This window comes from Ideonella aquatica (assembly GCF_018069755.1).
Classification (GTDB): domain Bacteria; phylum Pseudomonadota; class Gammaproteobacteria; order Burkholderiales; family Burkholderiaceae_C; genus Ideonella; species Ideonella aquatica.
The window spans coordinates 25,807-46,022 of record NZ_JAGQDE010000017.1; the positions used below are offsets into that span (position 1 = coordinate 25,807).

General features: G+C 70.0%; 23 protein-coding genes. 3 read left to right on the plus strand and 20 right to left on the minus strand.

Annotation, left to right across the window (positions count from 1 at the left end; translation table 11 throughout):
• Positions 1-59: 59 nt before the first annotated feature.
• Together KAK06_RS17295 and orn are read right to left on the minus strand one after the other, a co-directional pair.
• On the minus strand, positions 60-1,127 hold the full coding sequence (locus tag KAK06_RS17295) for a S1C family serine protease (RefSeq protein ID WP_210803392.1): 1,068 nt from the start codon (positions 1,125-1,127) through the stop codon (positions 60-62).
• 73 nt (positions 1,128-1,200) lie between these two features.
• Entirely contained in the window at positions 1,201-1,767 is a 567-nt protein-coding gene (orn, locus tag KAK06_RS17300) for an oligoribonuclease (protein ID WP_210803393.1), read from the minus strand.
• A gap of 53 nt (positions 1,768-1,820) precedes the next feature.
• Between orn and KAK06_RS17305 the strand changes: the two genes are divergently transcribed.
• Together KAK06_RS17305 and rsgA are read left to right on the plus strand one after the other, a co-directional pair.
• Positions 1,821-3,101 carry a M48 family metallopeptidase gene (locus KAK06_RS17305; RefSeq protein ID WP_210803394.1) on the plus strand — a complete coding sequence of 427 codons (1,281 nt, stop codon included), beginning with the start codon at positions 1,821-1,823 and terminating at the stop codon, positions 3,099-3,101.
• Positions 3,101-4,027: a ribosome small subunit-dependent GTPase A gene (gene rsgA, locus KAK06_RS17310; protein ID WP_210803395.1), complete on the plus strand. Its 927-nt coding sequence runs from the start codon at positions 3,101-3,103 to the stop codon at positions 4,025-4,027. The genes KAK06_RS17305 and rsgA overlap by 1 nt, the downstream gene beginning before the upstream one ends.
• On the opposite strand, the gene KAK06_RS17315 is transcribed toward rsgA, so the two are convergent.
• The 10 genes from KAK06_RS17315 to rpsP form a co-directional block, all read right to left on the minus strand.
• Positions 3,970-4,290, minus strand: coding sequence for a hypothetical protein (locus tag KAK06_RS17315; RefSeq protein ID WP_210803396.1), 321 nt, complete (start codon positions 4,288-4,290; stop codon positions 3,970-3,972). The genes rsgA and KAK06_RS17315 overlap by 58 nt on opposite strands.
• Positions 4,291-4,342: 52 nt before the next feature.
• Positions 4,343-7,036: a cation-translocating P-type ATPase gene (locus KAK06_RS17320; RefSeq protein WP_310741115.1), complete on the minus strand. Its 2,694-nt coding sequence runs from the start codon at positions 7,034-7,036 to the stop codon at positions 4,343-4,345.
• Positions 7,037-7,082: 46 nt separating this feature from the next.
• Complete coding sequence (locus KAK06_RS17325) at positions 7,083-8,072, minus strand: CobD/CbiB family protein (RefSeq protein ID WP_210803398.1); 990 nt, start codon at positions 8,070-8,072, stop codon at positions 7,083-7,085.
• Between the two features lie 28 nt (positions 8,073-8,100).
• The gene (locus KAK06_RS17330) at positions 8,101-8,826 is read right to left on the minus strand and encodes a CoA pyrophosphatase (RefSeq protein ID WP_210803399.1); all 726 of its coding nucleotides are present in this window, start codon (positions 8,824-8,826) and stop codon (positions 8,101-8,103) included.
• Positions 8,827-8,854: 28 nt separating this feature from the next.
• Positions 8,855-9,142: a hypothetical protein gene (locus tag KAK06_RS17335; RefSeq protein WP_210803400.1), complete on the minus strand. Its 288-nt coding sequence runs from the start codon at positions 9,140-9,142 to the stop codon at positions 8,855-8,857.
• 18 nt (positions 9,143-9,160) lie between these two features.
• The gene (locus KAK06_RS17340; RefSeq protein WP_210803401.1) at positions 9,161-10,408 is read right to left on the minus strand and encodes an ammonium transporter; all 1,248 of its coding nucleotides are present in this window, start codon (positions 10,406-10,408) and stop codon (positions 9,161-9,163) included.
• Between the two features lie 127 nt (positions 10,409-10,535).
• A complete protein-coding gene (gene rplS, locus KAK06_RS17345; RefSeq protein WP_210803402.1) occupies positions 10,536-10,889 on the minus strand; it encodes a 50S ribosomal protein L19 in 354 nt (117 codons plus the stop codon).
• Positions 10,890-10,988: 99 nt separating this feature from the next.
• A complete protein-coding gene (gene trmD / locus KAK06_RS17350) occupies positions 10,989-11,765 on the minus strand; it encodes a tRNA (guanosine(37)-N1)-methyltransferase TrmD (protein ID WP_210803403.1) in 777 nt (258 codons plus the stop codon).
• 15 nt (positions 11,766-11,780) lie between these two features.
• Positions 11,781-12,386, minus strand: coding sequence for a ribosome maturation factor RimM (gene rimM, locus KAK06_RS17355; RefSeq protein WP_210803404.1), 606 nt, complete (start codon positions 12,384-12,386; stop codon positions 11,781-11,783).
• A gap of 28 nt (positions 12,387-12,414) precedes the next feature.
• The gene (gene rpsP / locus KAK06_RS17360) at positions 12,415-12,675 is read right to left on the minus strand and encodes a 30S ribosomal protein S16 (RefSeq protein WP_210803405.1); all 261 of its coding nucleotides are present in this window, start codon (positions 12,673-12,675) and stop codon (positions 12,415-12,417) included.
• Positions 12,676-12,900: 225 nt separating this feature from the next.
• Here rpsP and KAK06_RS17365 point away from each other — a divergent pair, with 225 nt between their 5' ends.
• Complete coding sequence (locus KAK06_RS17365) at positions 12,901-13,434, plus strand: GNAT family N-acetyltransferase (RefSeq protein WP_210803406.1); 534 nt, start codon at positions 12,901-12,903, stop codon at positions 13,432-13,434.
• A 48-nt stretch (positions 13,435-13,482) separates the two neighbouring features.
• Here the strand turns inward: KAK06_RS17365 and KAK06_RS17370 are convergent, their stop codons facing one another.
• The 8 genes from KAK06_RS17370 to KAK06_RS17405 form a co-directional block, all read right to left on the minus strand.
• A complete protein-coding gene (locus KAK06_RS17370) occupies positions 13,483-14,493 on the minus strand; it encodes an inorganic phosphate transporter (RefSeq protein ID WP_210803407.1) in 1,011 nt (336 codons plus the stop codon).
• Between the two features lie 22 nt (positions 14,494-14,515).
• On the minus strand, positions 14,516-15,163 hold the full coding sequence (locus tag KAK06_RS17375; protein WP_210803408.1) for a DUF47 domain-containing protein: 648 nt from the start codon (positions 15,161-15,163) through the stop codon (positions 14,516-14,518).
• Positions 15,164-15,256: 93 nt separating this feature from the next.
• Positions 15,257-15,619: a DMT family protein gene (locus tag KAK06_RS17380; RefSeq protein ID WP_210803409.1), complete on the minus strand. Its 363-nt coding sequence runs from the start codon at positions 15,617-15,619 to the stop codon at positions 15,257-15,259.
• A 10-nt stretch (positions 15,620-15,629) separates the two neighbouring features.
• Entirely contained in the window at positions 15,630-16,103 is a 474-nt protein-coding gene (folK, locus tag KAK06_RS17385; RefSeq protein WP_210803410.1) for a 2-amino-4-hydroxy-6-hydroxymethyldihydropteridine diphosphokinase, read from the minus strand.
• Positions 16,104-16,108: 5 nt separating this feature from the next.
• The gene (gene pcnB, locus KAK06_RS17390) at positions 16,109-17,695 is read right to left on the minus strand and encodes a polynucleotide adenylyltransferase PcnB (RefSeq protein ID WP_210803411.1); all 1,587 of its coding nucleotides are present in this window, start codon (positions 17,693-17,695) and stop codon (positions 16,109-16,111) included.
• The gene (locus KAK06_RS17395; protein ID WP_210803412.1) at positions 17,692-18,366 is read right to left on the minus strand and encodes a histidinol-phosphatase; all 675 of its coding nucleotides are present in this window, start codon (positions 18,364-18,366) and stop codon (positions 17,692-17,694) included. The genes pcnB and KAK06_RS17395 overlap by 4 nt, the downstream gene beginning before the upstream one ends.
• A complete protein-coding gene (hda, locus tag KAK06_RS17400; RefSeq protein WP_210803413.1) occupies positions 18,363-19,037 on the minus strand; it encodes a DnaA regulatory inactivator Hda in 675 nt (224 codons plus the stop codon). The genes KAK06_RS17395 and hda overlap by 4 nt, the downstream gene beginning before the upstream one ends.
• Positions 19,034-20,095, minus strand: a complete 1,062-nt coding sequence (locus KAK06_RS17405; RefSeq protein ID WP_210803414.1) for an AI-2E family transporter — start codon at positions 20,093-20,095, stop codon at positions 19,034-19,036. The genes hda and KAK06_RS17405 overlap by 4 nt, the downstream gene beginning before the upstream one ends.
• Positions 20,096-20,216 lie beyond the last annotated feature (121 nt).

The window sequence follows — 20,216 nt, forward strand, 5'->3', positions numbered from 1 at the left end:
CCTGATTGCGGTCGACGGGGTGCTGGACGACCGGGCAGGCGAGTCGGCGGGTGAGCCAGTCACCGAACGCCGTCCACCACCTTGACCTTGAGCTTGCGCTCTTGTTCGCCGCGAAGCACCGATATTTCAGCGATGTTATCCACGCCCGACTTGTCGAGTTCTGCCACAAACCCTGACAGCGAGGTGATCCGCTTGCCGTTGACTGCGACGATGATGTCGCCCACCTCGCCGGTGCGGCGATCCAGCCCCTTGAGGCCAGCCTCGTGCGCGGGACTGCCGCGCACCACGTCGGCGATCACCACCCCGCTCAGGCCGGCGCGCGCCACCAGATCGGGCCGCACCGGCGCGATGCCGATGCTGGGCAGCGGCGCGCGGCCGCGGCTGATCAGCGCCGGCACCACGCGGTTGACCAGGTCGGCCGGGATGGCAAAGCCGATGCCCGCCGACGAGCCCGAGGCCGAGCGGATCGCGGTGTTCACGCCGATCAGCCGGCCGGCGCTGTCGAGCAGCGGGCCGCCGGAGTTGCCGGGGTTGATGGCCGCATCGGTCTGGATCACGCCGGCCACCTCGCGGTAGTCGGTGGTGGGCAGTTCGCGGTCGAGCGCGCTGATCAGGCCTTGCGTCAGCGTGCGCTGCAGGCCGAAGGGATTGCCGATCGCGTAGACCGTCTGGCCCGGGCGCAACTCGCGCGAGCTGCCCAGCGGGATCGGCCGCAGGTCCTTGGGCACGCGGCTGAGCTTGACCACCGCCAGGTCGTACTCGGGCGAGCGGCCGACCAGCGTGGCCTCGATCGGGTTGCCGGCATCCAGCTGCACGAAGACCCGGCGCGCATCCTCGACCACATGGTTGTTGGTCACCACATGGCCGCTGGCGTCCCAGACGAAGCCGCTGCCCGCACCCTGGCTGACCTCGGGCCGCAGGAAGAAGCCGTTCATCTGCACCACCTCGGTGGTGATGTAGGCCACCGAGGGCGCGGTGGACTCGAACAGGTTGACCACCTGCTGCTCCTGCGCCAGCAGCGGCCCGCGCGGGCTGACGGCGCGCGGCGCGGCGGGCTCGCGGGCCCAGGCGGGGGTCAGGGCCAGCAGTCCGGCGGTCAGCAGAGGCACCAGCGAGCGAGGGTTCATGGCAAGGTCGGGTAGCAGCAGACCCCGGCAGATCGTGGCAGCCCGGCGCGGTTTCAAGGGGCTGCCCCCTTGTTCAGACCTTCAGGAAGGTGCTGCGGTAGTGCGCCAGCTCGTCGATGGATTCGTGGATGTCGGCCAGCGCGGTGTGCTTGTTGGCCTTGACCAGGCCCTCCAGCGCCGCCGGGTTCCAGCGCTTGGCCAGCTCCTTGAGCGTGGAGACATCCAGGTTGCGGTAGTGGAAGTAGGCCTCCAGGCCCTTCATGTCCTTGGCCAGGAAACGGCGGTCCTGGCAGATGCTGTTGCCGCACATCGGGCTCTTGCCGGCGGGCACGTACTGGGCCAGGAACTCGATCACGCGGGCCTCGGCGTCGGCCTCGGAGACCTCGCTGGCCTTGACGCGGTCGATCAGGCCGCTCTTGCCGTGGGTGCCCTTGTTCCAGGCGTCCATGCCGTCGAGCACGGCATCGCTCTGGTGGATGGCGAACACCGGGCCCTCGACACGGATGCTCAGGCTGGGGTCGGTGACGACCACCGCGATCTCGATGATGCGGTCGGATTCCGGCTTCAGGCCGGTCATTTCCAGGTCGATCCAGATCAGGTTCTGCTCGCTCTTGGCAAGCACGGCGGCGGTGTCGGTCATGGTCATCTCGTGGCAACGATGCCCGTCATTGTCCGACAACATACACTGCCGGGATGACCCTGTCTCTGCACGCCGGCACCGTCACCGCACTGTTCTGCGCCTTCCTGCTCGCCTCGCTCAGCGTGGGTTTCTGGCTGACCACGCGGCAGATCCGCCACGTGGCCACGCACCGCGACCGCGTGCCCGAGGCCTTTGCCGGGCGCATCACGCCCGAGGCCCACCAGAAGGCCGCCGACTACACCATCGCCAAGGCCCGCTTCAGCCTGCTGGTGGATGGCTTCGGCGGCGTGGTGCTGCTGGGCTGGACGCTGCTGGGCGGGCTGGACGCCTTGAACACCCTGGTGCGCGACGCGGTGCAGCCGCGCTGGGGCGACCTGGCCTACCAGTTGGCCCTGTTCGCCGGTTTCAGCCTGATCGGCGGCCTGCTGGACCTGCCGCTGGCCTGGTGGCGAACCTTCCGGCTGGAGCAGCGCTTTGGCTTCAACCGCAGCAGCCTGGGCCTGTGGCTGGCCGACCAGGCCAAGGGGGTGCTGGTGGGCGTGCTGATCGGCGGCCCGCTGCTGGCTGCGGTGCTGTGGGTGATGGGCGCCTCGGGCGGCTGGTGGTGGCTGTGGGCCTGGTGCCTGTGGACCGGCTTTGCGCTGCTGATGCAGGTGATCTACCCGATCTGGATCGCGCCGCTGTTCAACCAGTTCAAGCCGCTGGACGACACCGGCCTGGCCGAGCGCGTGCAGTCGCTGATGCAGCGCTGCGGCTTCCAGAGCAAGGGCTTTTTCGTGATGGACGGCAGCCGGCGCAGCGCGCATGGCAACGCCTATTTCGGCGGCCTGGGCAAGTCCAAGCGCGTGGTCTTTTATGACACGCTGCTGGCGCGCCTGAACACCGACGAGATCGAGGCGGTGCTGGCCCATGAGCTGGGACACTTCCACCACCGCCACATCCAGCAGCGCATGTTCATGCTGTTCGGCCTGTCCTTCATGGCGCTGGCGCTGCTGGGCTGGCTGGCCGGCCAGACCGGGTTCTACGTCGGCCTGGGCGTGCAGCCCAACCTGGCCGCGCCCAATGATGCGCTGGCGCTGCTGCTGTTCCTGCTGGCCTCGCCCTGCTTCAGCTTCTTCATCGGGCCGCTGATGGCGGTCCATTCGCGCGGCGCCGAGTTCCAGGCCGACGCCTACGCCTGTCGGCAGACCAGCGCGCGCGAGCTGTCTTCGGCGCTGCTCAAGCTCTACCAGGACAACGCCAGCACGCTGACGCCCGATCCGCTGTACGTGCGCTTCCACTACTCGCACCCGCCCGCCAGCGAGCGCCTGGCCGCGATGAAAGCCCAGGCCTGATGGCGGCCCGGCCCGAGCTGGACCTGGCGTTGGTGGTGGGCAGCCACGGCCGCCACGTGATGATCGAGACGCCCGAGGGCCGGCGCCTGCTGGCCCATCCGCGCGGCAAGAAAAGCCAGTGCGTGGTGGGCGACCGGGTGCGCTGGCAGATTGCCGGCGATGAGGGCGTGATCGAGGCGATCGAGCCGCGCCGCAACCTGCTGATGCGCCAGGACGAGTGGCGCCACAAGAGCTTCGCCGCCAACATCGACCAGCTGCTGGTGGTGCTGGCCGGCGAGCCGATGTTCAGCGAGAGCCAGCTCACCCGCGCGCTGATCGCCACCGAGGACGCCGGCATCCCCGCCACGCTGCTGCTCAACAAGGTGGACGTGCCGCAGGCTGCCGCTGCCCGCGAGCGCCTGCGTCCCTATGCCGCGATGGGCTACGCGCTGCACGAGACCGCGCTGAAGACCCGCCCCGACGAGGCCCGCGCCACGCTGGCGCCACTGCTGGCCGGCCGCGCCACGCTGGTGCTGGGCGCCAGCGGCATGGGCAAGAGCACGCTGATCAACCTGGTGGTGCCCAGCGCGCAGGCCGAGACGCAGGAGGTCTCGCAGGCGCTGAACTCGGGCAAGCACACCACCACCACCACGCGCTGGTACTGGCTCGACGACAGCGCATCAGGCCTGGACGGCCGCGGGGCCATCCTTGATTCGCCCGGCTTCCAGGAGTTCGGCCTGATGCACCTCACGCCGCAGCGCCTGGCCGAGCTGATGCCCGACCTGCGCCAGCACCTGGGCGCGTGCCGTTTCTACAACTGCACCCACCGGCACGAGCCGGGCTGCGGCGTGCGCGACGCCGCCGAGCGCGGCGAGATCTCGGCCAACCGCTACCGGCTGTATGCCGGGCTGTGGGACGAGTTGGAAGCGGGGCAGCGCAAGGGGTAGGCGAAGACCGTCAGGCCGATCGCCAGGCCCGCGCCCGGAGCGGGCGTGGGCGAACCGGCCGCGGCCGTGTCGTCGCCGGCCGGGCGGCTGGCGGTCATGGCGGCATAGGCGTTGCGCGCAGCCTGGACCAGCGCGTGCATGAAGTCGTGCAGGTCCAAGCGCACGGTGCGCACGGTGCGCACGGTGACCGGGCTGGCGGGTGCGCTGGCCTGCATGCCCTCGGTGGCGGACTCGCTGGCCTCAGCGGCGACCGGGGTCGACACGCTGACGCCCTGGTGCGGCGATGCCCTTGTCGACGCCGCCCCCGCGGGATGGTCAGGCGCGCATCCCATGCTTGCGCAGCTCTTCCACCGCCAGCACCACCGCAGCCAGCGCCATCAGCACCAGCAGCGTGCGGCCGTCCAGCGGGACTGTGTGGAACAAGGCGTTCATGGCGGGCCAGTACAGCACCGCCGCCTGCAGCAGCACGCTGACGACCAGCCCCCCGACCAGCCAGCGGTTGCGCAGGCTGCGGCGTTGAAAGACGCTGGTCGTGGCGCTGCGGCAGTTCAGCATGTTGAACCACTGGGTCAGTGCCACCAGCGTGAAGACCTCGGTGCGGGCCTGGTCCAGCGCCACGCCCGATTGCAGGCGCCATTGGAACCAGACGAAGGCCACGGCCGCGGCGCTGAGCGCCATCAGCGCGGCGCGCAGCAGCATCGTTCGGTCGAACAGGGCCTCGTTGCGCGCGGTGGGTTGGCGGCGCATCTCGTCGCCATCGGCCGGGTCCATCACCAGGTTCACGGTCAGCGTGCCTTCGGTGACGATGTTGATCCACAGGATCTGCACCGCCAGCAGCGGCAGCGGCAGGCCAGCCAGCAGGCACAGCAGCAGCAGGATGACCTCATCGACCGAGGTGGCGAACAGGTAGAGGATGACCTTCTTCAGGTTGGCATAGACCACGCGGCCCTGCTCCACCGCATGCACCAGCGTGGCGAAGTCGTCGTCGGTGATGACGATGCGCGCAGCGCTCTTGGCCACCTCGGTGCCGCTGCGGCCCATGGCCACGCCAACGTCGGCGCGGGCCAGTGCAGGCGCGTCATTGACACCGTCGCCGGTCATCGCCACCACCTCGCCACGCGATTGCAGCGCCTCGACGATGCGCAGTTTCTGCGCTGGCTGGACGCGGGCAAAGACGGCGATGCCGGGCAAGGCGTCCAGCAGCTCAGCCTCGCCCATGCGCTCCAGCTCGGGGCCATCCACCGCGCGGTCGTCGGCCCCGGCGATCCCCAGTTGGCGGGCAATGGCCAGGCCGGTGAGCTTGTGGTCGCCGGTGACCATCACCGGTCGGATACCCGCGGCCTGGCAGGCGGCCACCGCGGCAGCGGCCGCCTCGCGCGGCGGATCGATCTGACCGACCAGACCCAGCAGGCGGCCGCGGGCGGCCAGCGTCGGATCGTCGGGGGCAGGCGCTGACGCGGGATCGACGCCGTCCACCACCGCCAATGCCAGCACCCGCAGCGCCTGCGCGGCCAGTGCCTCGGCCTGCGACCGTGCGGCTTGCAGCGTGTCGGGCTGCTCGGCACCGCACAGACGCAGCACGGCCTCGGGCGAGCCCTTCACCAACCACTGAGCACGGCTGTGCGCGCAGCGGTGCAGCGTGGCCATGCGCTGGGTGTCGGCATCAAAGGGCTGTTCGGCCAGCCGGGGAGCCGCGGCGCGGGTGGCGTCCAGGTCCAGGCCAAGCTTGGCCGCCAGCGTCAGCAGCGCGCCCTCGGTGGGATCGCCCACCATCTGCCAGGCGCCGCCGTCGGCGGGGGGCAGCAGCTGGGCGTCGTTGCACAGCACGGCGGCTCGGGCCAGCGCCTGCAGGCCCGCCAGGTCGGGCGCCGCCGCGCGGCCATCGGCATGCTGCAGTGCGCCCAGCGGTGCGTAGCCGCTGCCCTGCACGTCCAGGCGATGGCCACCGCCGTCGCCAGGCAGCCACAGGGCCACCACCGTCATCTCATTGCGCGTCAAGGTGCCGGTCTTGTCGCTGCAGATCACGGTGGTCGAGCCCAGCGTCTCCACCGCTGCCAGCCGGCAGATGATGGCCCCGCGCGCCGCCATGCGCTGCATGCCCACCGCCAGCGCAATGGTCATGGCCACCGGCAGACCCTCGGGCACCATCGAGACCATCTGGCTGATCGCCACCATCAGCACCTCGGCCAGCGGCATGCCGCGCCACAGGCCCAGCGCCATCACCAGCGCGAACAGACCCAGCGCCGCCAGCGTCAGCGTGCGGCCGAAGCGTTCCAGGCGCTGTTCGAGCGGCGTGGGCGGCTCCTGGGCGCGTTCGGTCAGGCCGGCGATGCGGCCGATCTCGGTGTGCCGTCCGGTGGCCACCACCACCGCGCGCGCGCGGCCGGCGGTGACCAGGGTGCCAGCGTGCAGCAGGCAGTGCCTGTCGGCCAGCGCGCTGGCCTCGGGCACCGCGGCCACGGTCTTGGTCACCGGCACCGATTCGCCGGTCAACGCGGCCTCGGCCACCTGCAGGCGCACGGCTTCCAGCAGCCGGGCGTCGGCAACCACCGCATCGCCGGCGGCCAGCAGCAGCAGGTCGCCCGGGACCAGCGTGTGGGCCGACACCCGTTGTTCGGCACCATCGCGCCAGACCCGCACCTGCACAGCCGAGAGCTGGCGCAGCGCCGCCATCGACCGCTCGGCGCGGCCCTCCTGCAAGCTGCCCAGCACCCCGTTGACCAGCACCACGACGACGATCACCGCCGCGTCGCCCAGGTGCCCCATGGCCAGCGCCAGCCCGGCGGCCACGCCCAGGATCGCAATCAGCGGGCTGCGCAACTGGTGCAGAAAGATCGACCACAGAGGCCGCGAGGGCGGCTCGGGCAAGGCGTTGGGGCCGTGCTGCGCCAGGCGACGGGCGGCCTCGCCCGCCGGCAGGCCGCACAGGGCATCAGTGTTCAGGCGGCGCAGTGCCTCACCAGGCGGCAGCGCGTGCCAGTCGATGGCCGTGGCGGGCTGGGTGGACACCACGCGTGGTCCGGTGACGCTCAGCCGGGGGGGCCCTGCCGCGCGGTCATCCCAGCAGGTTGGCCAGCTTCAGCAGCGCCAGCAGCAGCATCCACAGCACCACCGAGCGCCAGACCAGGCCCACCACGCTGCCCAGATGGCCCAGCTCCGGGGGCAGGCCGGGGGTGGAGCCGGTGGCGTCGGTGGCCTCGGCGTCGCCACTGGCAAAGGTGCGGCTGCGGTCGGGCGTCACGCCCGGGGCGGCGGCGCCGCCCAGCTGCACCCCCACCGCGCCGGCGGCGGCGGCCAGGATGATGCCCTCGTTGGCATGCTTCCACAGACCCGCATCGCGGCGCCAGCCGGCCACCGCGTCCTCGAAATTGCCCACCACCGCAAAGCCAAAGGCGGTGAGGCGCGCAGGCACGTGGTCAATCAGGTTGAAAGCGCGCTGTGACAGCGCGCGCAGGTTGTCATTGACCGGCACGCCCAAGTGGTGGCTCTTGAAAGCCCAGTAGCGGCTGGCGAACTCGGCCATGCGGTAGAGCACCGCGCCGGCCGGGCCCAGGCCCAGCGCCGCCAGCACCACATAGCAGAAGAAGACGCCGAAGACATGGCGGTGTGCAGCCAGCAGCGCGTGTTCCAGCACGTGGCGCAGCAACTCGGTACGCGGCAGCTCCGACGCGTCCAGGTGGCGCCACTCGGCCAGCAGGCGGCGGGCGCCGTCCTCGTCGCCTTTCTCCAGCGCCTCGCGGATGTCGGTGAAGTAGTGGCTGAACTGGCGAAAACCCAAGGTCAGGTAGATCACCAGCACATCGATGGCCAGCGCCAGGAAGAAGCTGATGTAGGTGGCCAGCACCCAGTGCAGCGCCCAGGCCAGCAGGGCCGGCACGATGACCGTCACCACCCAGACGATGCGCGCATGCTGGGGCTGGCCGGCGTCAAAGTTGCGGCCAGTCCAGCCGACCCAGTCGGCCAGCGTGTCATGGACCCAGTTGTCGCGCGGCAGCGGCTTGATCTGCTCAAGCACCAGCGCGAAGAGGACGGCGAAGAAACTCACGCTGGTGATGATACCCAGCGTTGGCGGCTCAATCGTCGGCCAGCAGGTGGTAGAGATTGCGCAGCATCGCGGCTGTGGCGCCCCAGATGAAGAAGCGGTCGGGCTGGCCCGCCGGGTCGGGTGACCAGGGCATGGAGAGGAACTCGCGCCAGACGCCTGGCGCCGCCTCGAAGCGGTGGCGCCGGTGGTGCGCCGGGTCCATCAGAAAGGCCAGCGGCACCTCGAAGGCCTCGGCCACCTCGAAGCTGTCCAGCGCCAGCGTGTGCTGCGGGTCGACCAGGCCGACCACCGGCGTCACGACATAGCGGGTGACGGTGGTGTAGCTGGGCAGGCGGGCGATGACCTCGATGCGGTCGGCGGCCAGGCCCACTTCCTCGTGGGCCTCGCGCAGCGCGGTGGCCACCGCGTCGGCGTCCTCGGGGTCGGTGCGGCCGCCAGGAAAGCTGATCTGGCCGGCGTGGTCGTGCAGGTGGGCGGTGCGCTCGGTCAGCAGCACCGACAGGCCGCCGGGCCGCTGTACCAGCGGCACCAGCACCGCGGCGGGCGTGGGCTCGCGGTCGAAGTGCAGGTCGTGGCGGTTGCCGTCACCGGCGATCGGGGCGGTGCGGACGTGGGCCTCAGCCAGTTGGCGGCGAATGCGCTCGGGCTGCAGCGCCTGGGCAGGAATCGCCGGCAGATGGGCGTCGGTGGCGATGACCGGGATGGCGCGGGGATCGCGGATCAGGCGGCTGGGACGGGGTGGCGGCGCGTTCATGCTCGGCCATGATAGGCGCCGCGCCCGCTCAGCGCAGGCTGCCCACGTAGCGCCGCATCGCCGAGCCCAGCGTGGCGGCGGGCGAGGCCGGTGCCAGGGCCGGCGGCGGCGCGGGCGGTGCCGGGAACAGCGCCTCGGCCAGCCGGTCGGCGCGCGCGATGCAGTCGCGCTGGCCGCTGGCGCGTGCCACGCCGATGATCTCGCGCGCGTAGGCCGGATCCTTGATCAGCCACTCGACGTCGGTGACGCGGCCGACATGGCGTCGCAGCAGCACGTGCAGATGCGCGGCCAGGGCCAGCTTCTCACTCTCCAGCATGGTGGTTTGCTCCTTGGGTCACTCAATGCGTTCACCGTGCTGCGCCAGGTCCAGGCCCAGGCGCTCCTGATCCGGGCTGAGGCGCAGGCCCACCAGCGCGTCGACCAGCCACAGCAGCAAGGCCGTGCCCAGACCGCTGAACAGCACGGTGGCAGCAGCAGCCAGGGCCTGGGCTGGCAGCGAGCCGGCGACGCCGCCCACCAGCGGCTCGGCCAGCAGTCCGGTCAGCAACGCTCCCACCAGACCGCCAATGCCATGCACACCAAACACGTCCAGCGAGTCGTCCACGCCCAGCAGGCGCTTCAGGCCGGTGGCGCCCCACAGACCCGCCACGCCAGCAATGGCGCCGATCAGCACCGCGTTGCCGGGGCCCACAAAGCCCGAAGCCGGCGTCACCGCCACCAGCCCCGCCACCACGCCGCTGCACAGGCCCAGCAGCGTGGGTGTGCGGCGCAGCGTCCACTCGGCCAGCATCCAGCCCAGCGCGCCAGCAGCGCCAGCCAGCTGGGTGGCCAGCATGGCCATCGCGGCGCGCGCATCGGCGGCCCCGGCCGAGCCGGCATTGAAGCCGATCCAGCCCACCCACAGCAGCGCCGCGCCAGTCATCGTGTGACCCAGGTGCGACGGGGTCAGCGCCTCGCGACCCCAGCCCTGGCGCGGACCCAGCCACCAGGCCGCCACCAGGCCAGCCACGCCGGCATTGAGATGCACCACGGTGCCACCGGCAAAGTCGAGCGCGCCGCGCTGCGCCAGCCAGCCCTCGGGCGACCAGACCCAGTGGGCCAGCGGCGCATACACGCCCAGCGACCACAGCGCGCTGAACCACAACAGGGCGGCAAAGCGCATGCGTTCGGCCACCGCGCCCACGATCAGTGCGGGCGTGATGATGGCGAAGCTGAGCTGGAACATCGCGAACACCGCCTCGGGCACCGTGGGCATCAGCGGGTGCACGCTGGCCAGGCCCTGCGGCTTGTCCACGCGCAGGCCGGCCATCCAGGGGTGGCGCCAGTCGCCGATCCAGCCATCACCGGGGCCGAAGGCCAGGCCATAGCCGATCGCGAACCACAGCAGGCTCACCAGGGCGGCGATGGCCAGCACCTGCGCCAGTGTGCCCAGCACGTTCTTGCGCCGCACCATGCCGGCATAGAACAGCGCCAGGCCAGGCAGGCTCATCAGCAGCACCAGTGTGGTGGCGCTGATCATCCAGGCGGTGTCGCCGGCGCTGAGCTGCGCGATCGGCACCAGAGCTGGCAAAGGGGTGGCCATCGACGTCCTCTTGTTCTGTACTGCCCCCTGGACTCAGCAAGAACCCTGCCCAGCAGCGCCAGGCCGGGACGAAAAAAAACCGCCCCGGTTGGGGCGGCTTTCTTGGGGGCAGGCGCGAGGCCGGCGATCAGGACAGCTTTTCCTTGATGCGCGCCGACTTGCCCGAGCGCTGGCGCAGGTAGTACAGCTTGGCGCGGCGGACGTCACCGCGGCGCTTGACTTCGATCGAGGCGATCAGCGGGCTGTAGAGCTGGAAGGTCCGCTCGACGCCTTCGCCGCTGGAGATCTTGCGCACGATGAAGCTGCTGTTCAGGCCGCGGTTGCGCTTGGCGATCACGACGCCTTCGTAGGCCTGCACGCGCTTGCGGGTGCCTTCAACGACGTTGACGCTGACGATCACGGTGTCGCCGGGGGCAAAGGCCGGAATGGTCTTGCCAAGACGAGCAATTTCTTCCTGCTCGAGGGTCTGGATCAGGTTCACTGACTTCTCCGAAGTGATCGTGCCGGGGCTGGTTGAAAGATGGTGCATCCCTGGCGGTGCATGGATGCGTCCCTCGGCAGAGGATCGAAAAGCCGCTGATTATAGCGCGGCGTCGCCCTGTGCGCCAAGCGCGGCCAGGAAGCGCTCGTCGGCGGGGCTGAGGCGACCCGCCGCGCGGGCGGCGGCGATCAGGTCCGGGCGCCGGCGGGCCGTGAGTTCCAGTGAGCGTTCGCGGCGCCAGCGCTCAATCTGCGCGTGGTGGCCCGACAGCAGCACCGGCGGCACCGGCTGCACCGGCTCGCCCGGCGCTGGCGTCCACTGCTCGGGGCGGCTGAAGTGCGGGCAGTCAAGCAGGCCGTCCTCGAAGCTGTCCTGCTGGTGCGAGCGTGCATCGGCCAGCACGCCGTCCTGCAGCCGGGCAATGCCGTCCAGCAAGGCCAGCGCCGGCAGTTCGCCGCCGGACAGCACGAAGTCGCCCAGGCTCAGCTCCAGGTCCACATGGCGATCCAGCAGGCGCTGATCAATCCCCTCGTAGCGGCCGCACAGCAGCACAGCGCCCGGGCCGCCAGCCATCTCGCGCAACAGGGCCTGGTCGATGCGCTGTCCTGTGGGGCTGAAGTGGATGACGGGTGCGGCGGCGGCGCGGTCAGCGCGCACCGCGGCCAGCGCGCGCTCCAGCGGCTCGGCCAGCATCACCATGCCGGGGCCACCGCCGTAGGGGCGGTCGTCGACACGACGGTAGTTGTCGTCGGCGAAGTCGCGCAGCGGCCAGCAGCGCACATCCACCTGGCCGGATTCAAAGGCGCGGCGCGTCACGCCCTGGGTCAGAAAGGGCGTGAACAGCTCAGGGAACAGCGTGACGACGTCAAAGCGCATGGCGCGGCCCGGTCGTCAGTAGTCCAGGCCCCAGTCGACAAGCAGGCGCTTGCCTGGCAGGTCGACCTCGTCGACATAGGCGTTCACGAAGGGGATCAGGCGTTCGGCCTCGTCGGGCGTGGCATCGGCCGCCGCATCCGGGCGGCGCACCCGCAGCACGCAGTGAGCGCCCGTCTCGAGCAGGTCGGTCACCGTGCCCAGCAGCGCGCCATCGCGGTTGAACACGCTCAGGCCGATCAGATCGACCCAGTAGAACTCGTCGGGGTCGGCGGTGGGAAAGCTCTGGCGCGAGATGAACACGCGCGCGCCCTTGAGGGACTCGGCGGCAGTGCGGTCGGCCACGTCCTGGGCGGTCGCAACCACGACCTCGCCGTGTTCCTTGGCGCTGGTGATCTTCAGCAGCGGTGGCAGCGGCGCCGGCTTGGCGGCACGCACTGCGGCTGCCCCTTTGCCGGGCAGCGCGTCCGCCGGCTTGAGATACCAGCGGCGGGAGGAAAACAGGGCCTGGGGATCGGCGGAAAAAGGCTGGACCTTGAATCCGCCCTTGATGCCCCAGGCGTCGAGGATGCGGCCGACTTCGACCGCGTCCTCGGGCCAGCTCACCGCATCAGGCGACGTCATGCGCGGATGGGCGGGCCGGCCGGGCCGGTCAGGCGGCCGGAGCGACCTTGGCCTTGGCCTGGCCGATCAGGCGCGAGACGGTGTCCGACGGCTGGGCACCGACGCCGATCCAGTAGGTCACGCGGTCCTGGGCCACGCGCAGGGCTTCTTCGCCCTCGGAGGCCACCGGGTTGTAGAAGCCGAGCTTCTCGATGAAGCGGCCATCACGGCGCTCGCGCGAATCGGCGACGACGATGTTGTAGAAGGGGCGCTTCTTGGAGCCACCACGGGCCAGACGAATCACGACCATTTGTCGTTCCTTGAGTTCAGTTCGTGTGGACCGCCGCGCCTGGGAGACACTGCCGGGATTGGCTGATCCGGTTGTCCAGGCCCCATGTCATGGAAGTCACGGGCCTGAACGCTGATCCAGCCCCGTAGATACGCCTGCTCGGTGCCCACGCTGGGCACGCACCGTCAGGCCGACGCTGGAAAACGTGGGATTATAGGGGCTCTGCAGCGAATCAGACAAACCGCGATGCCCGAGTTGCTCATCCGCCCCAGCACCGACGCCGACCTGCCGGCCATCACCGCGATCTACGGCCAGGCCGTGCTGCACGGCACCGGCACCTTCGAGCTGGAGCCGCCCGACCTGGCCGAGATGGCCCGCCGCCGCGCCGACGTGCTGGGCAAGCAACTGCCCTGGCTGGTGGCGCAGGGCAGCGACGGCGCGGTGCTGGGCTATGCCTACGCCAACCACTTCCGGCCGCGCCTGGCCTACCGCTTCTGCCTGGAAGACTCGATCTACCTGGCGCCCGCGGCCCAGGGCCGCGGTGTCGGCACCGCGCTGCTGGCTGAACTGATCGGGCAGTGCGAAGCCCGTGGCGCGCGGCAGATGCTGGCGGTGATCGGCGACAGCGCCAATGCCGGCTCGATCGGCGTGCACCGGCGACTGGGTTTCGAGCACACCGGGGTGCTCAAGGCCTCGGGCTGGAAGTTCGGCCGCTGGCTGGACGTGGTGCTGATGCAGCGCGCGCTGGGCGTGGGGGACAGCCTGCCCGCCACCGACTGAGACGACGAAGGGCCCCGCAGGGCCCTTCGGGGTGGCGCTGGCCGGTGCTCAGAACAGCATCGTGCTGATCCAGTAGAACACCCCGGCCACGAAGGCCGCCGCCGGGATCGTGAAGATCCAGGCCCAGACGATGTTGCCGGCCAGGCCCCAGCGCACCGCCGACGGGTTGCGCACCGAGCCCACGCCCAGGATGGCGCCGGTGATGGTGTGGGTGGTGGACACCGGAATGCCCATCGAGGTGGCCAGGAACAGCGTCAGTGCGCCGCCGGTTTCGGCACAGAAGCCGCCCACCGGCTTGAGCTTGGTCAGGCGCTGACCCATGGTCTTGACGATGCGCCAGCCGCCAAACATGGTGCCCAGGCCGATCGCCATGTAGCAGGACCAGATCACCCAGTCGGGCGGCGCCTTGGCATCGATCGCCACATAGCCCGAGGCCACCAGCAGCATCCAGATGATGCCGATGGTCTTTTGCGCGTCATTGCCGCCGTGGCCCAGCGAGTACAGGCCGGCAGAGACCAGCTGGAAGCGCCGGAACCAGCGGTCCACCCGCATCGGCGCGGTGCGCCTGAACACCCAGGACACACCCACCATCATCAGCGAGCCCAGCACGAAGCCCAGGAACGGCGAGACGAAGATGAAGACCACCGTCTTGGCGATGCCCGCACCAATCAGCTTGGACAGGCCGGCCTTGGTGATCACCGCGCCGATGATGCCGCCGATCAGCGCGTGCGAGCTGGACGAGGGAATGCCATACCACCAGGTGATGACGTTCCAGGTGATGGCGCCGATCAGCGCACCGAACACCACGTGGTGGTCCACCACGCCGGGCTCGACGATGCCCTTGCCAATCGTCTTGGCCACACTGAGGTGGAAGACCGAGATGGCAATGACATTGAAGAAGGCGGCGAACAGCACCGCCTGCTGCGGCTTGAGCACGCCGGTGGAGACGACGGTGGCGATCGAGTTGGCCGCGTCGTGGAAACCGTTCATGAAGTCGAATGCCAGGGCCAGCGCCACCAGCAGGACGACGAACCAGAACGCGATCTGGGCTGCTTCCATGAGAAGTCGGGGCCGCAGCGGCTCAGGAATTTTCGAGGACGACGCCCTCGATCAGGTTGGCCACATCCTCACAGCGGTCGGAGATCGACTCCATGTGCTCGTAGATGGCCTTCAGCTTGATCAGCTCCTTGACGTCGATGTCGTCTCGGAAGAGCTTGGACATGGCGCTGCGCATCACGCGGTCGGCGTCGCTTTCCAGACGATCGATCTCCTCGCAGGTCTTGAGCGCGGCCTCGGCCACCTCGGGCTGCGACAGCTTGGGCAGCAGCGACACCGCGTGCTGCACGCGCTCGCAGCATTTGAGCGAGATGTCGCCCAGGCGGATCACGTCCTCGTTGACGTTTTGCACGTTGTACAGCGCCATCACCTCGGAGGAGTCCTGCAGCAGGTCCAGGATGTCGTCCATGGCATTGATCAGGCCGTGGATCTGTTCGCGGTCGATCGGCGTGATGAAGCTGCGGTGCAGCAGGCGGTTGACCTCGGCGGTGACCTTGTCGGCGGCGCGCTCGGCGTTGTCCACCTCGGCGGCGTACTTTTCACGCAGATCGGCCGTGCTGTAGTACTGGATCATCGAGGTGAAGGAACGGGCCCCTTCGGCGATGTACTTGCCGTGCTCGTTGAAGAGTTCGAAAAAGTTGCCCTCTTTGGGCAACAGCTTGCCGAAAAACATCCGGTTCTCCTCCGGCCCGGTACGGGCGCAAAAAGGGGCGGTGACTGTCACACAACAGTCATCGCCCTGTCATGGGCGCATTCTAGCGGCCCGTCAGGACCGGAAGATGAAGTAGACCGCGCCCAACAGGCACAGGCCGGCCCACAGGTAATCCAGCTTCAGCGGCTGCCCCATGTAGAACACCGCGAAGGGCACGAAGACCGCCAGGGTGATCACCTCCTGGGCGATCTTCAGCTGGGCCAGGCTGTAACCGCCGGCGTAGCCGATGCGGTTGGCGGGCACCTGCAGCAGGTACTCGAACAGCGCAATGCCCCAGCTGACCAAGGCTGCCACATACCAGGCCTGGGTGGACTGGTGGCGCAGGTGGCCATACCAGGCCATGGTCATGAACAGGTTGGACAGGGTGAGCAGGCCAAAGGTCTGCACCCACAGCGGCAGGCTGGTCAGCCAGGTCATGCCAGGGCCCTTACAGGGGTTCGAGACGCTGGTCGGCCACGGCCGCCAGCAGCGTGGGCCAGTCGCCCTGTGGCAGCACCAGCGTCGGCGCCAGCTGGGCCAATGGGTGCAGCACAAAGGCGCGCTGGTGCATGCGCGGGTGCGGCAGCGTCAGCACCGGGTCGTCCTGGGACCGCTGGCCGTACAGCAGCAGGTCCAGGTCCAGCGTGCGCGGCGCGTTGCGGTAGGGACGCTCGCGGCCGTGGTGCAGCTCGATGTCCTGCAGCACGGCCAGCAGCTCGTAGGCGCCCAATGTGGTGCGCACGCGGCCGACGGCGTTGATGTAGTCGGGGCCGCCGGCATCGACCGGGGCGCTGCGCCACAGGCCGGACAAGCCATCGGCCTGCACACCGGCCCTGCCCGTCAGCGCCCGCCAGGACTGCAGCAGCGTGTCCCGGGCGTCGCCCAGGTTGGCGCCCAGGCCGATGTAGGCGAGCTCGGCCATGGTGATCAGGCGGCGGCCGGCGGCGCGCCATCGCCACCACCCGAGGGCTTGCGACGACGGCGACGGCGGCGCTTGCGGGCCGGGGTGGCGTCTGCGCCCTCCTGCGGCCCATCGGCCGGGTCGGACTCATCGCCCTCGTCGTCGGCCTCGGCCTCGCGGGGCGCCTCAGTGGCCGCTGGCGCCGGCCGGGCCGGCTTGGGCGCACGCCGCGGCTTGTGCTGGCTTTCGCGCACCGCCTCGAGCAGGGCCTCGCGGTCCTCAGGGCTGCCCAGCGAGAAATCCTCCCACCACTCGGCCAGCTCCGCCGGGATCTCGCCCACATCGGCGCGCAGGCGCAGGAAGTCAAAGCCGGCGCGAAAGCGCGGCTGCTCGACCAGGCCGAAGGCGCCATTGGGCGTGCGGCGCTCGAAGCGCGGCTGCATCATCCAGATGTCGCGCATGTCGGCGGCCAGCTTGCCGCGGCCGGAGATGTCGCCGATGCGGGCATCGAAGACCGCGTCGATCGCCTGCTGCAGTGCGGGCGACGGGTGCTCGCCAGCGGCGCGGCGCTCGGCCCAACCGGCCTGCACGTCGTGCCACAGCATGCAGGCCAGCATGAAGCTGGGCGCCACCGCCTTGCCCTCGCCCACGCGGCGATCGGTGTCAGCCAGTGCCAGCTTGATGAACTTCTGGCGCGCGCTGCCGGACGGGGCGTTGAGCAGCGCGGCGTCGAGAATGGGGAAGACGCCGCGGCCCAGGCCCTGGGCCTGGATCTGCTCCAGGCTGGCCAGCGCATGGCCGGTCTGCAGCAGCTTGATCATCTCGTCGAACATGCGCGAGGCCGGCACATTGGCGAGCAGCGGGATGGCGGCGGCGATCGCCTTGTGCGTCTTGGGCTCGATCTTGAAGCCCAGCTTGGCGGCAAAGCGCACCACGCGCAGGATGCGCACCGGGTCTTCGCGGTAGCGGGTGGCCGGATCGCCAATCATGCGCAGCGTCTGCGCCCGCACGTCCTTGAAGCCATGGTGGTAGTCCACCACCAGCTGGCGCCGCGGGTCGTAGTACATCGCGTTGATCGTGAAGTCGCGGCGCGCAGCGTCCTCGATCTGCGGGCCCCAGACGTTGTCGCGCAGCACGCGGCCGTCGGCATCGACCACGTGGCTCTTGTTCTCGATCTCTTTCTTGGAGGTCTTCTCGTTGCCGGCCACCTGCTCGGCGGCGCTGGCGTCCATGTAGGCCCGGAAGGTGGAGACCTCGATCACCTCGTGGTCGCGGCCGCGGCCGTGGATCACGTGGACGATGCGAAAGCGCCGGCCGATGATGAAGGCACGGCGGAACAGGCCCTTGACCTGCTCCGGCGTGGCGTTGGTGGCGACGTCGAAATCCTTGGGCCGGCGGCCCACCAGCAGGTCGCGCACCGCGCCGCCGACGATGTAGGCCTCGAAACCGGCGTCTTGCAGCGTGGTGACCACGCGCACTGCGCGCTCATCCAGCAAAGAGGCGTCGATGCCATGCTCGGCGGCCGGAATCTCCAGGCGCTTGCCCAGCGGAACGGCGGCGGGCTGTGTCGCTGCGGGCTTGCCCAGCAGCTTGTCGATGAATTTGCGGATCATGTCGCGTCGAAGAGGTCGATGACGCGCCAGCCGCGCTCGAGCGCGATCTGACGCAGGGCTGGCGTCGGGTTGGTGGCCACCGGGGTGGGCACCGCCTCGAGCAGCGGAAGGTCGTTGGTGGAGTCGCTGTAGAACAGCACGTCGTCAAAGTCAGCGAAGGACTGGCCCTGGCTGTGCAGCCAGGCCTGGACGCGCGCCACCTTGCCTTCGCGGAAGGTGGGGGTGCCGCGGATGGCGCCGGTGGCGCGGCCGTCGGCGCCGCGCTCCAGCTCCACCGCCAGCAGGGTCTCGACGCCAAAGGCGGTGGCGATCGGCCGGGTGACGAACTCGTTGGTGGCGGTGACCACCGCCACCTGGTCGCCGCTCCGCTGGTGGGCGCGCACCAGCTCGATCGCCTCGAAGCGCAGCGCGGGGCTGATCACCTCCTGCATGAAGCGCTCGCGCGCGGCCTCGGCGTCGGCCAGCGGGCGATGGCGCCAGGCCGAGGTGGCGAAGTCCACGTAGTCGGCCAGCACCAGCGTGCCGGCCTGGTACTGCTCGAAGAACTGCTGGTTGCGCGCGCGCCAGGCCTGGCCATCGGTCCAGCCGATGGCGCACATGAACTCGCCAAAGGCGTGGTCGGAATCGGTGGGCAGCAGGGTGCCGTCCAGGTCGAACAGGGCCAGCTTCATGCGGCCACCTCGCCTTCGGTGAGCATTTTCTTGAGCAGGGGCACGGTGACGGCGCGGCGCTCGGCCAGCGAGAAGCGGTCGAGCCGGTGCAGCAGGCTTTTCAGCGAGCCCAGGTCGCGCTCGAAGCGGGTCAGCAGGTAGTCCATCACCTCGTCGGACAGCATCAGGCCGCGCGCGTCGGCCTCGCGGCGCAGCACGGCGCGGGTGGCGGCTTCGTCCAGCGGCTGCAGCTCGAACACCGGGCCCCAGCCGAAGCGGGTGCGCAGGTCCTCGCGCAGCGGCAGGTCCACCGGCGGCAGGCGGGCGGCAGCAGCCATTTGCGTGCCATGGGTGGCCGCCTCGACGAAGAGCGTGAAGGCGGCATGCTGGCGCGCCTCGTCCAGGTCCTGGGCGTCGTCGATGATGACCAGGCTCCAGGCCTCGTCAAACTGCCAGGGCAGCGGTGTCGTGGCGTGGAACCAGGCCACCTGACCGCCCTGCCCCCGCACCCGCGCCGCCCAGGCCGCCAGCAGGTGCGACTTGCCGGTGCCGGCCCGCCCGTGCAGGAACACCGGCGGTCCCGGCTGGCGCCACTGCGTGAGCGCGTGCAGGGCCACGCCATTGGGGCCGGTGACGAAGTTGTCGAAGCCGGGCTCGGGACCCAGTCCGATGGCCAGCGGGATCTGCTTCATCCGCGGTACAGCTCGCTTTGCAGGTAGGCAGCCAGCACGCGCCGCGCCGCCACCAGGGCCACCGCCGACAGCGGCAGCGCCGCCAGCACGCCGACGAAGCCGAACAGCTGGCCAAAGGCCATCAGCGCGAAGATCACCGCCAGCGGGTTCAGGCCAATGCGCTCGCCCACCAGGCGGGGCGTCAGCACGAAACTCTCCAGCAACTGGCCCAGGCCGTAGACCACGGCCACCGCGCCCAGCCCGTACCAGCTGCCGAACTGCAGCACCGCGCTCAGCAGCGCCAGCACCAGGCCCAGGCCAAAGCCCAGATAGGGGATGAAGACCAGCATGCCGGTGAACACGCCCACCGGCAGCGCCAGCTCGAAACCCGCCAGCGCCAGCGCGCCGGCATACCAGACGGACAGCACCAACATCACCATCAACTGGCCGCGCAGGTACTGGCCCAGCAGCTCGTCGCACTCGCCCAGAAAGCTGTCGACCGAGGTGCGCATGCGCGGCGGCACCAACTGGCGCAGCCGCTCCATCATCTGCGGCCAGTCCAGCAGCAGGTAAAACAGCACCAGCGGCACCAGCACCAGGTTGCCCAGCACGGTGAGCACCACGCTGCCGCCCAGGCGGGCCGAGCTGAGCAGCGCCGCCAGGCCGTCCTCGAGGTTGCCACCCAGGCCCTTGAGCACCATGTCCTTGATGCCGGCCACGTCCAGACGCACCTCCAGGCCCAGCCTGGCCAGCGCCGGCGCCAGCACCTGGTTGGCCCATTCGGCGCCGCGCGGGATCTGCTCGCGCAAGATGGGCAGTTCGCGGGCGATGATGGGCACTACCAGCAACGCCATCGCCAGCACCGACACACCCGCCAGCAGCACCGCCAGCGTGGCCGCCACCGAACGCGGCCAGCCGCGCCGCACCAGCGCCTCGGCCAGCGGCTGCAGCGCATAGGCCAGCACCGCGGCGATCAGAAAAGGCGTCAGCACCGGCGCGAGCAGCCACAGCAACGCCAGCACGACTGCGGCGATCAGCAGCCAGCTCAGCGACTGTCTCTGGGCAGGGGATAGGTTCATCGGTACACGGATCGACGGCACGCCTGTCCCGGCGGGGACACTGGCGGCGGCGGGGCTGTGCGGGTCACGGTCTCGGGGCCGGTGGCCCGCGTGGCCCAGTCAGGGCGACCGGCAGGAAGCA

Excerpts from the sequence above, each read along its gene's own strand:
- KAK06_RS17295 (WP_210803392.1), bottom strand. The coding sequence starts at position 1,127 with ATGAACCCTCGCTCGCTGGTGCCTCTGCTGACCGCCGGACTGCTGGCC.
- orn (WP_210803393.1), bottom strand. The coding sequence starts at position 1,767 with ATGACCGACACCGCCGCCGTGCTTGCCAAGAGCGAGCAGAACCTGATC.
- KAK06_RS17305 (WP_210803394.1), top strand. The coding sequence starts at position 1,821 with ATGACCCTGTCTCTGCACGCCGGCACCGTCACCGCACTGTTCTGCGCC.
- rsgA (WP_210803395.1), top strand. The coding sequence starts at position 3,101 with ATGGCGGCCCGGCCCGAGCTGGACCTGGCGTTGGTGGTGGGCAGCCAC.
- KAK06_RS17330 (WP_210803399.1), bottom strand. The coding sequence starts at position 8,826 with ATGAACGCGCCGCCACCCCGTCCCAGCCGCCTGATCCGCGATCCCCGC.
- KAK06_RS17335 (WP_210803400.1), bottom strand. The coding sequence starts at position 9,142 with ATGCTGGAGAGTGAGAAGCTGGCCCTGGCCGCGCATCTGCACGTGCTG.
- KAK06_RS17340 (WP_210803401.1), bottom strand. The coding sequence starts at position 10,408 with ATGGCCACCCCTTTGCCAGCTCTGGTGCCGATCGCGCAGCTCAGCGCC.
- trmD (WP_210803403.1), bottom strand. The coding sequence starts at position 11,765 with ATGCGCTTTGACGTCGTCACGCTGTTCCCTGAGCTGTTCACGCCCTTT.
- rimM (WP_210803404.1), bottom strand. The coding sequence starts at position 12,386 with ATGACGTCGCCTGATGCGGTGAGCTGGCCCGAGGACGCGGTCGAAGTC.
- rpsP (WP_210803405.1), bottom strand. The coding sequence starts at position 12,675 with ATGGTCGTGATTCGTCTGGCCCGTGGTGGCTCCAAGAAGCGCCCCTTC.
- KAK06_RS17365 (WP_210803406.1), top strand. The coding sequence starts at position 12,901 with ATGCCCGAGTTGCTCATCCGCCCCAGCACCGACGCCGACCTGCCGGCC.
- KAK06_RS17370 (WP_210803407.1), bottom strand. The coding sequence starts at position 14,493 with ATGGAAGCAGCCCAGATCGCGTTCTGGTTCGTCGTCCTGCTGGTGGCG.
- KAK06_RS17375 (WP_210803408.1), bottom strand. The coding sequence starts at position 15,163 with ATGTTTTTCGGCAAGCTGTTGCCCAAAGAGGGCAACTTTTTCGAACTC.
- KAK06_RS17380 (WP_210803409.1), bottom strand. The coding sequence starts at position 15,619 with ATGACCTGGCTGACCAGCCTGCCGCTGTGGGTGCAGACCTTTGGCCTG.
- folK (WP_210803410.1), bottom strand. The coding sequence starts at position 16,103 with ATGGCCGAGCTCGCCTACATCGGCCTGGGCGCCAACCTGGGCGACGCC.
- pcnB (WP_210803411.1), bottom strand. The coding sequence starts at position 17,695 with ATGATCCGCAAATTCATCGACAAGCTGCTGGGCAAGCCCGCAGCGACA.
- KAK06_RS17395 (WP_210803412.1), bottom strand. The coding sequence starts at position 18,366 with ATGAAGCTGGCCCTGTTCGACCTGGACGGCACCCTGCTGCCCACCGAT.
- hda (WP_210803413.1), bottom strand. The coding sequence starts at position 19,037 with ATGAAGCAGATCCCGCTGGCCATCGGACTGGGTCCCGAGCCCGGCTTC.
- KAK06_RS17405 (WP_210803414.1), bottom strand. The coding sequence starts at position 20,095 with ATGAACCTATCCCCTGCCCAGAGACAGTCGCTGAGCTGGCTGCTGATC.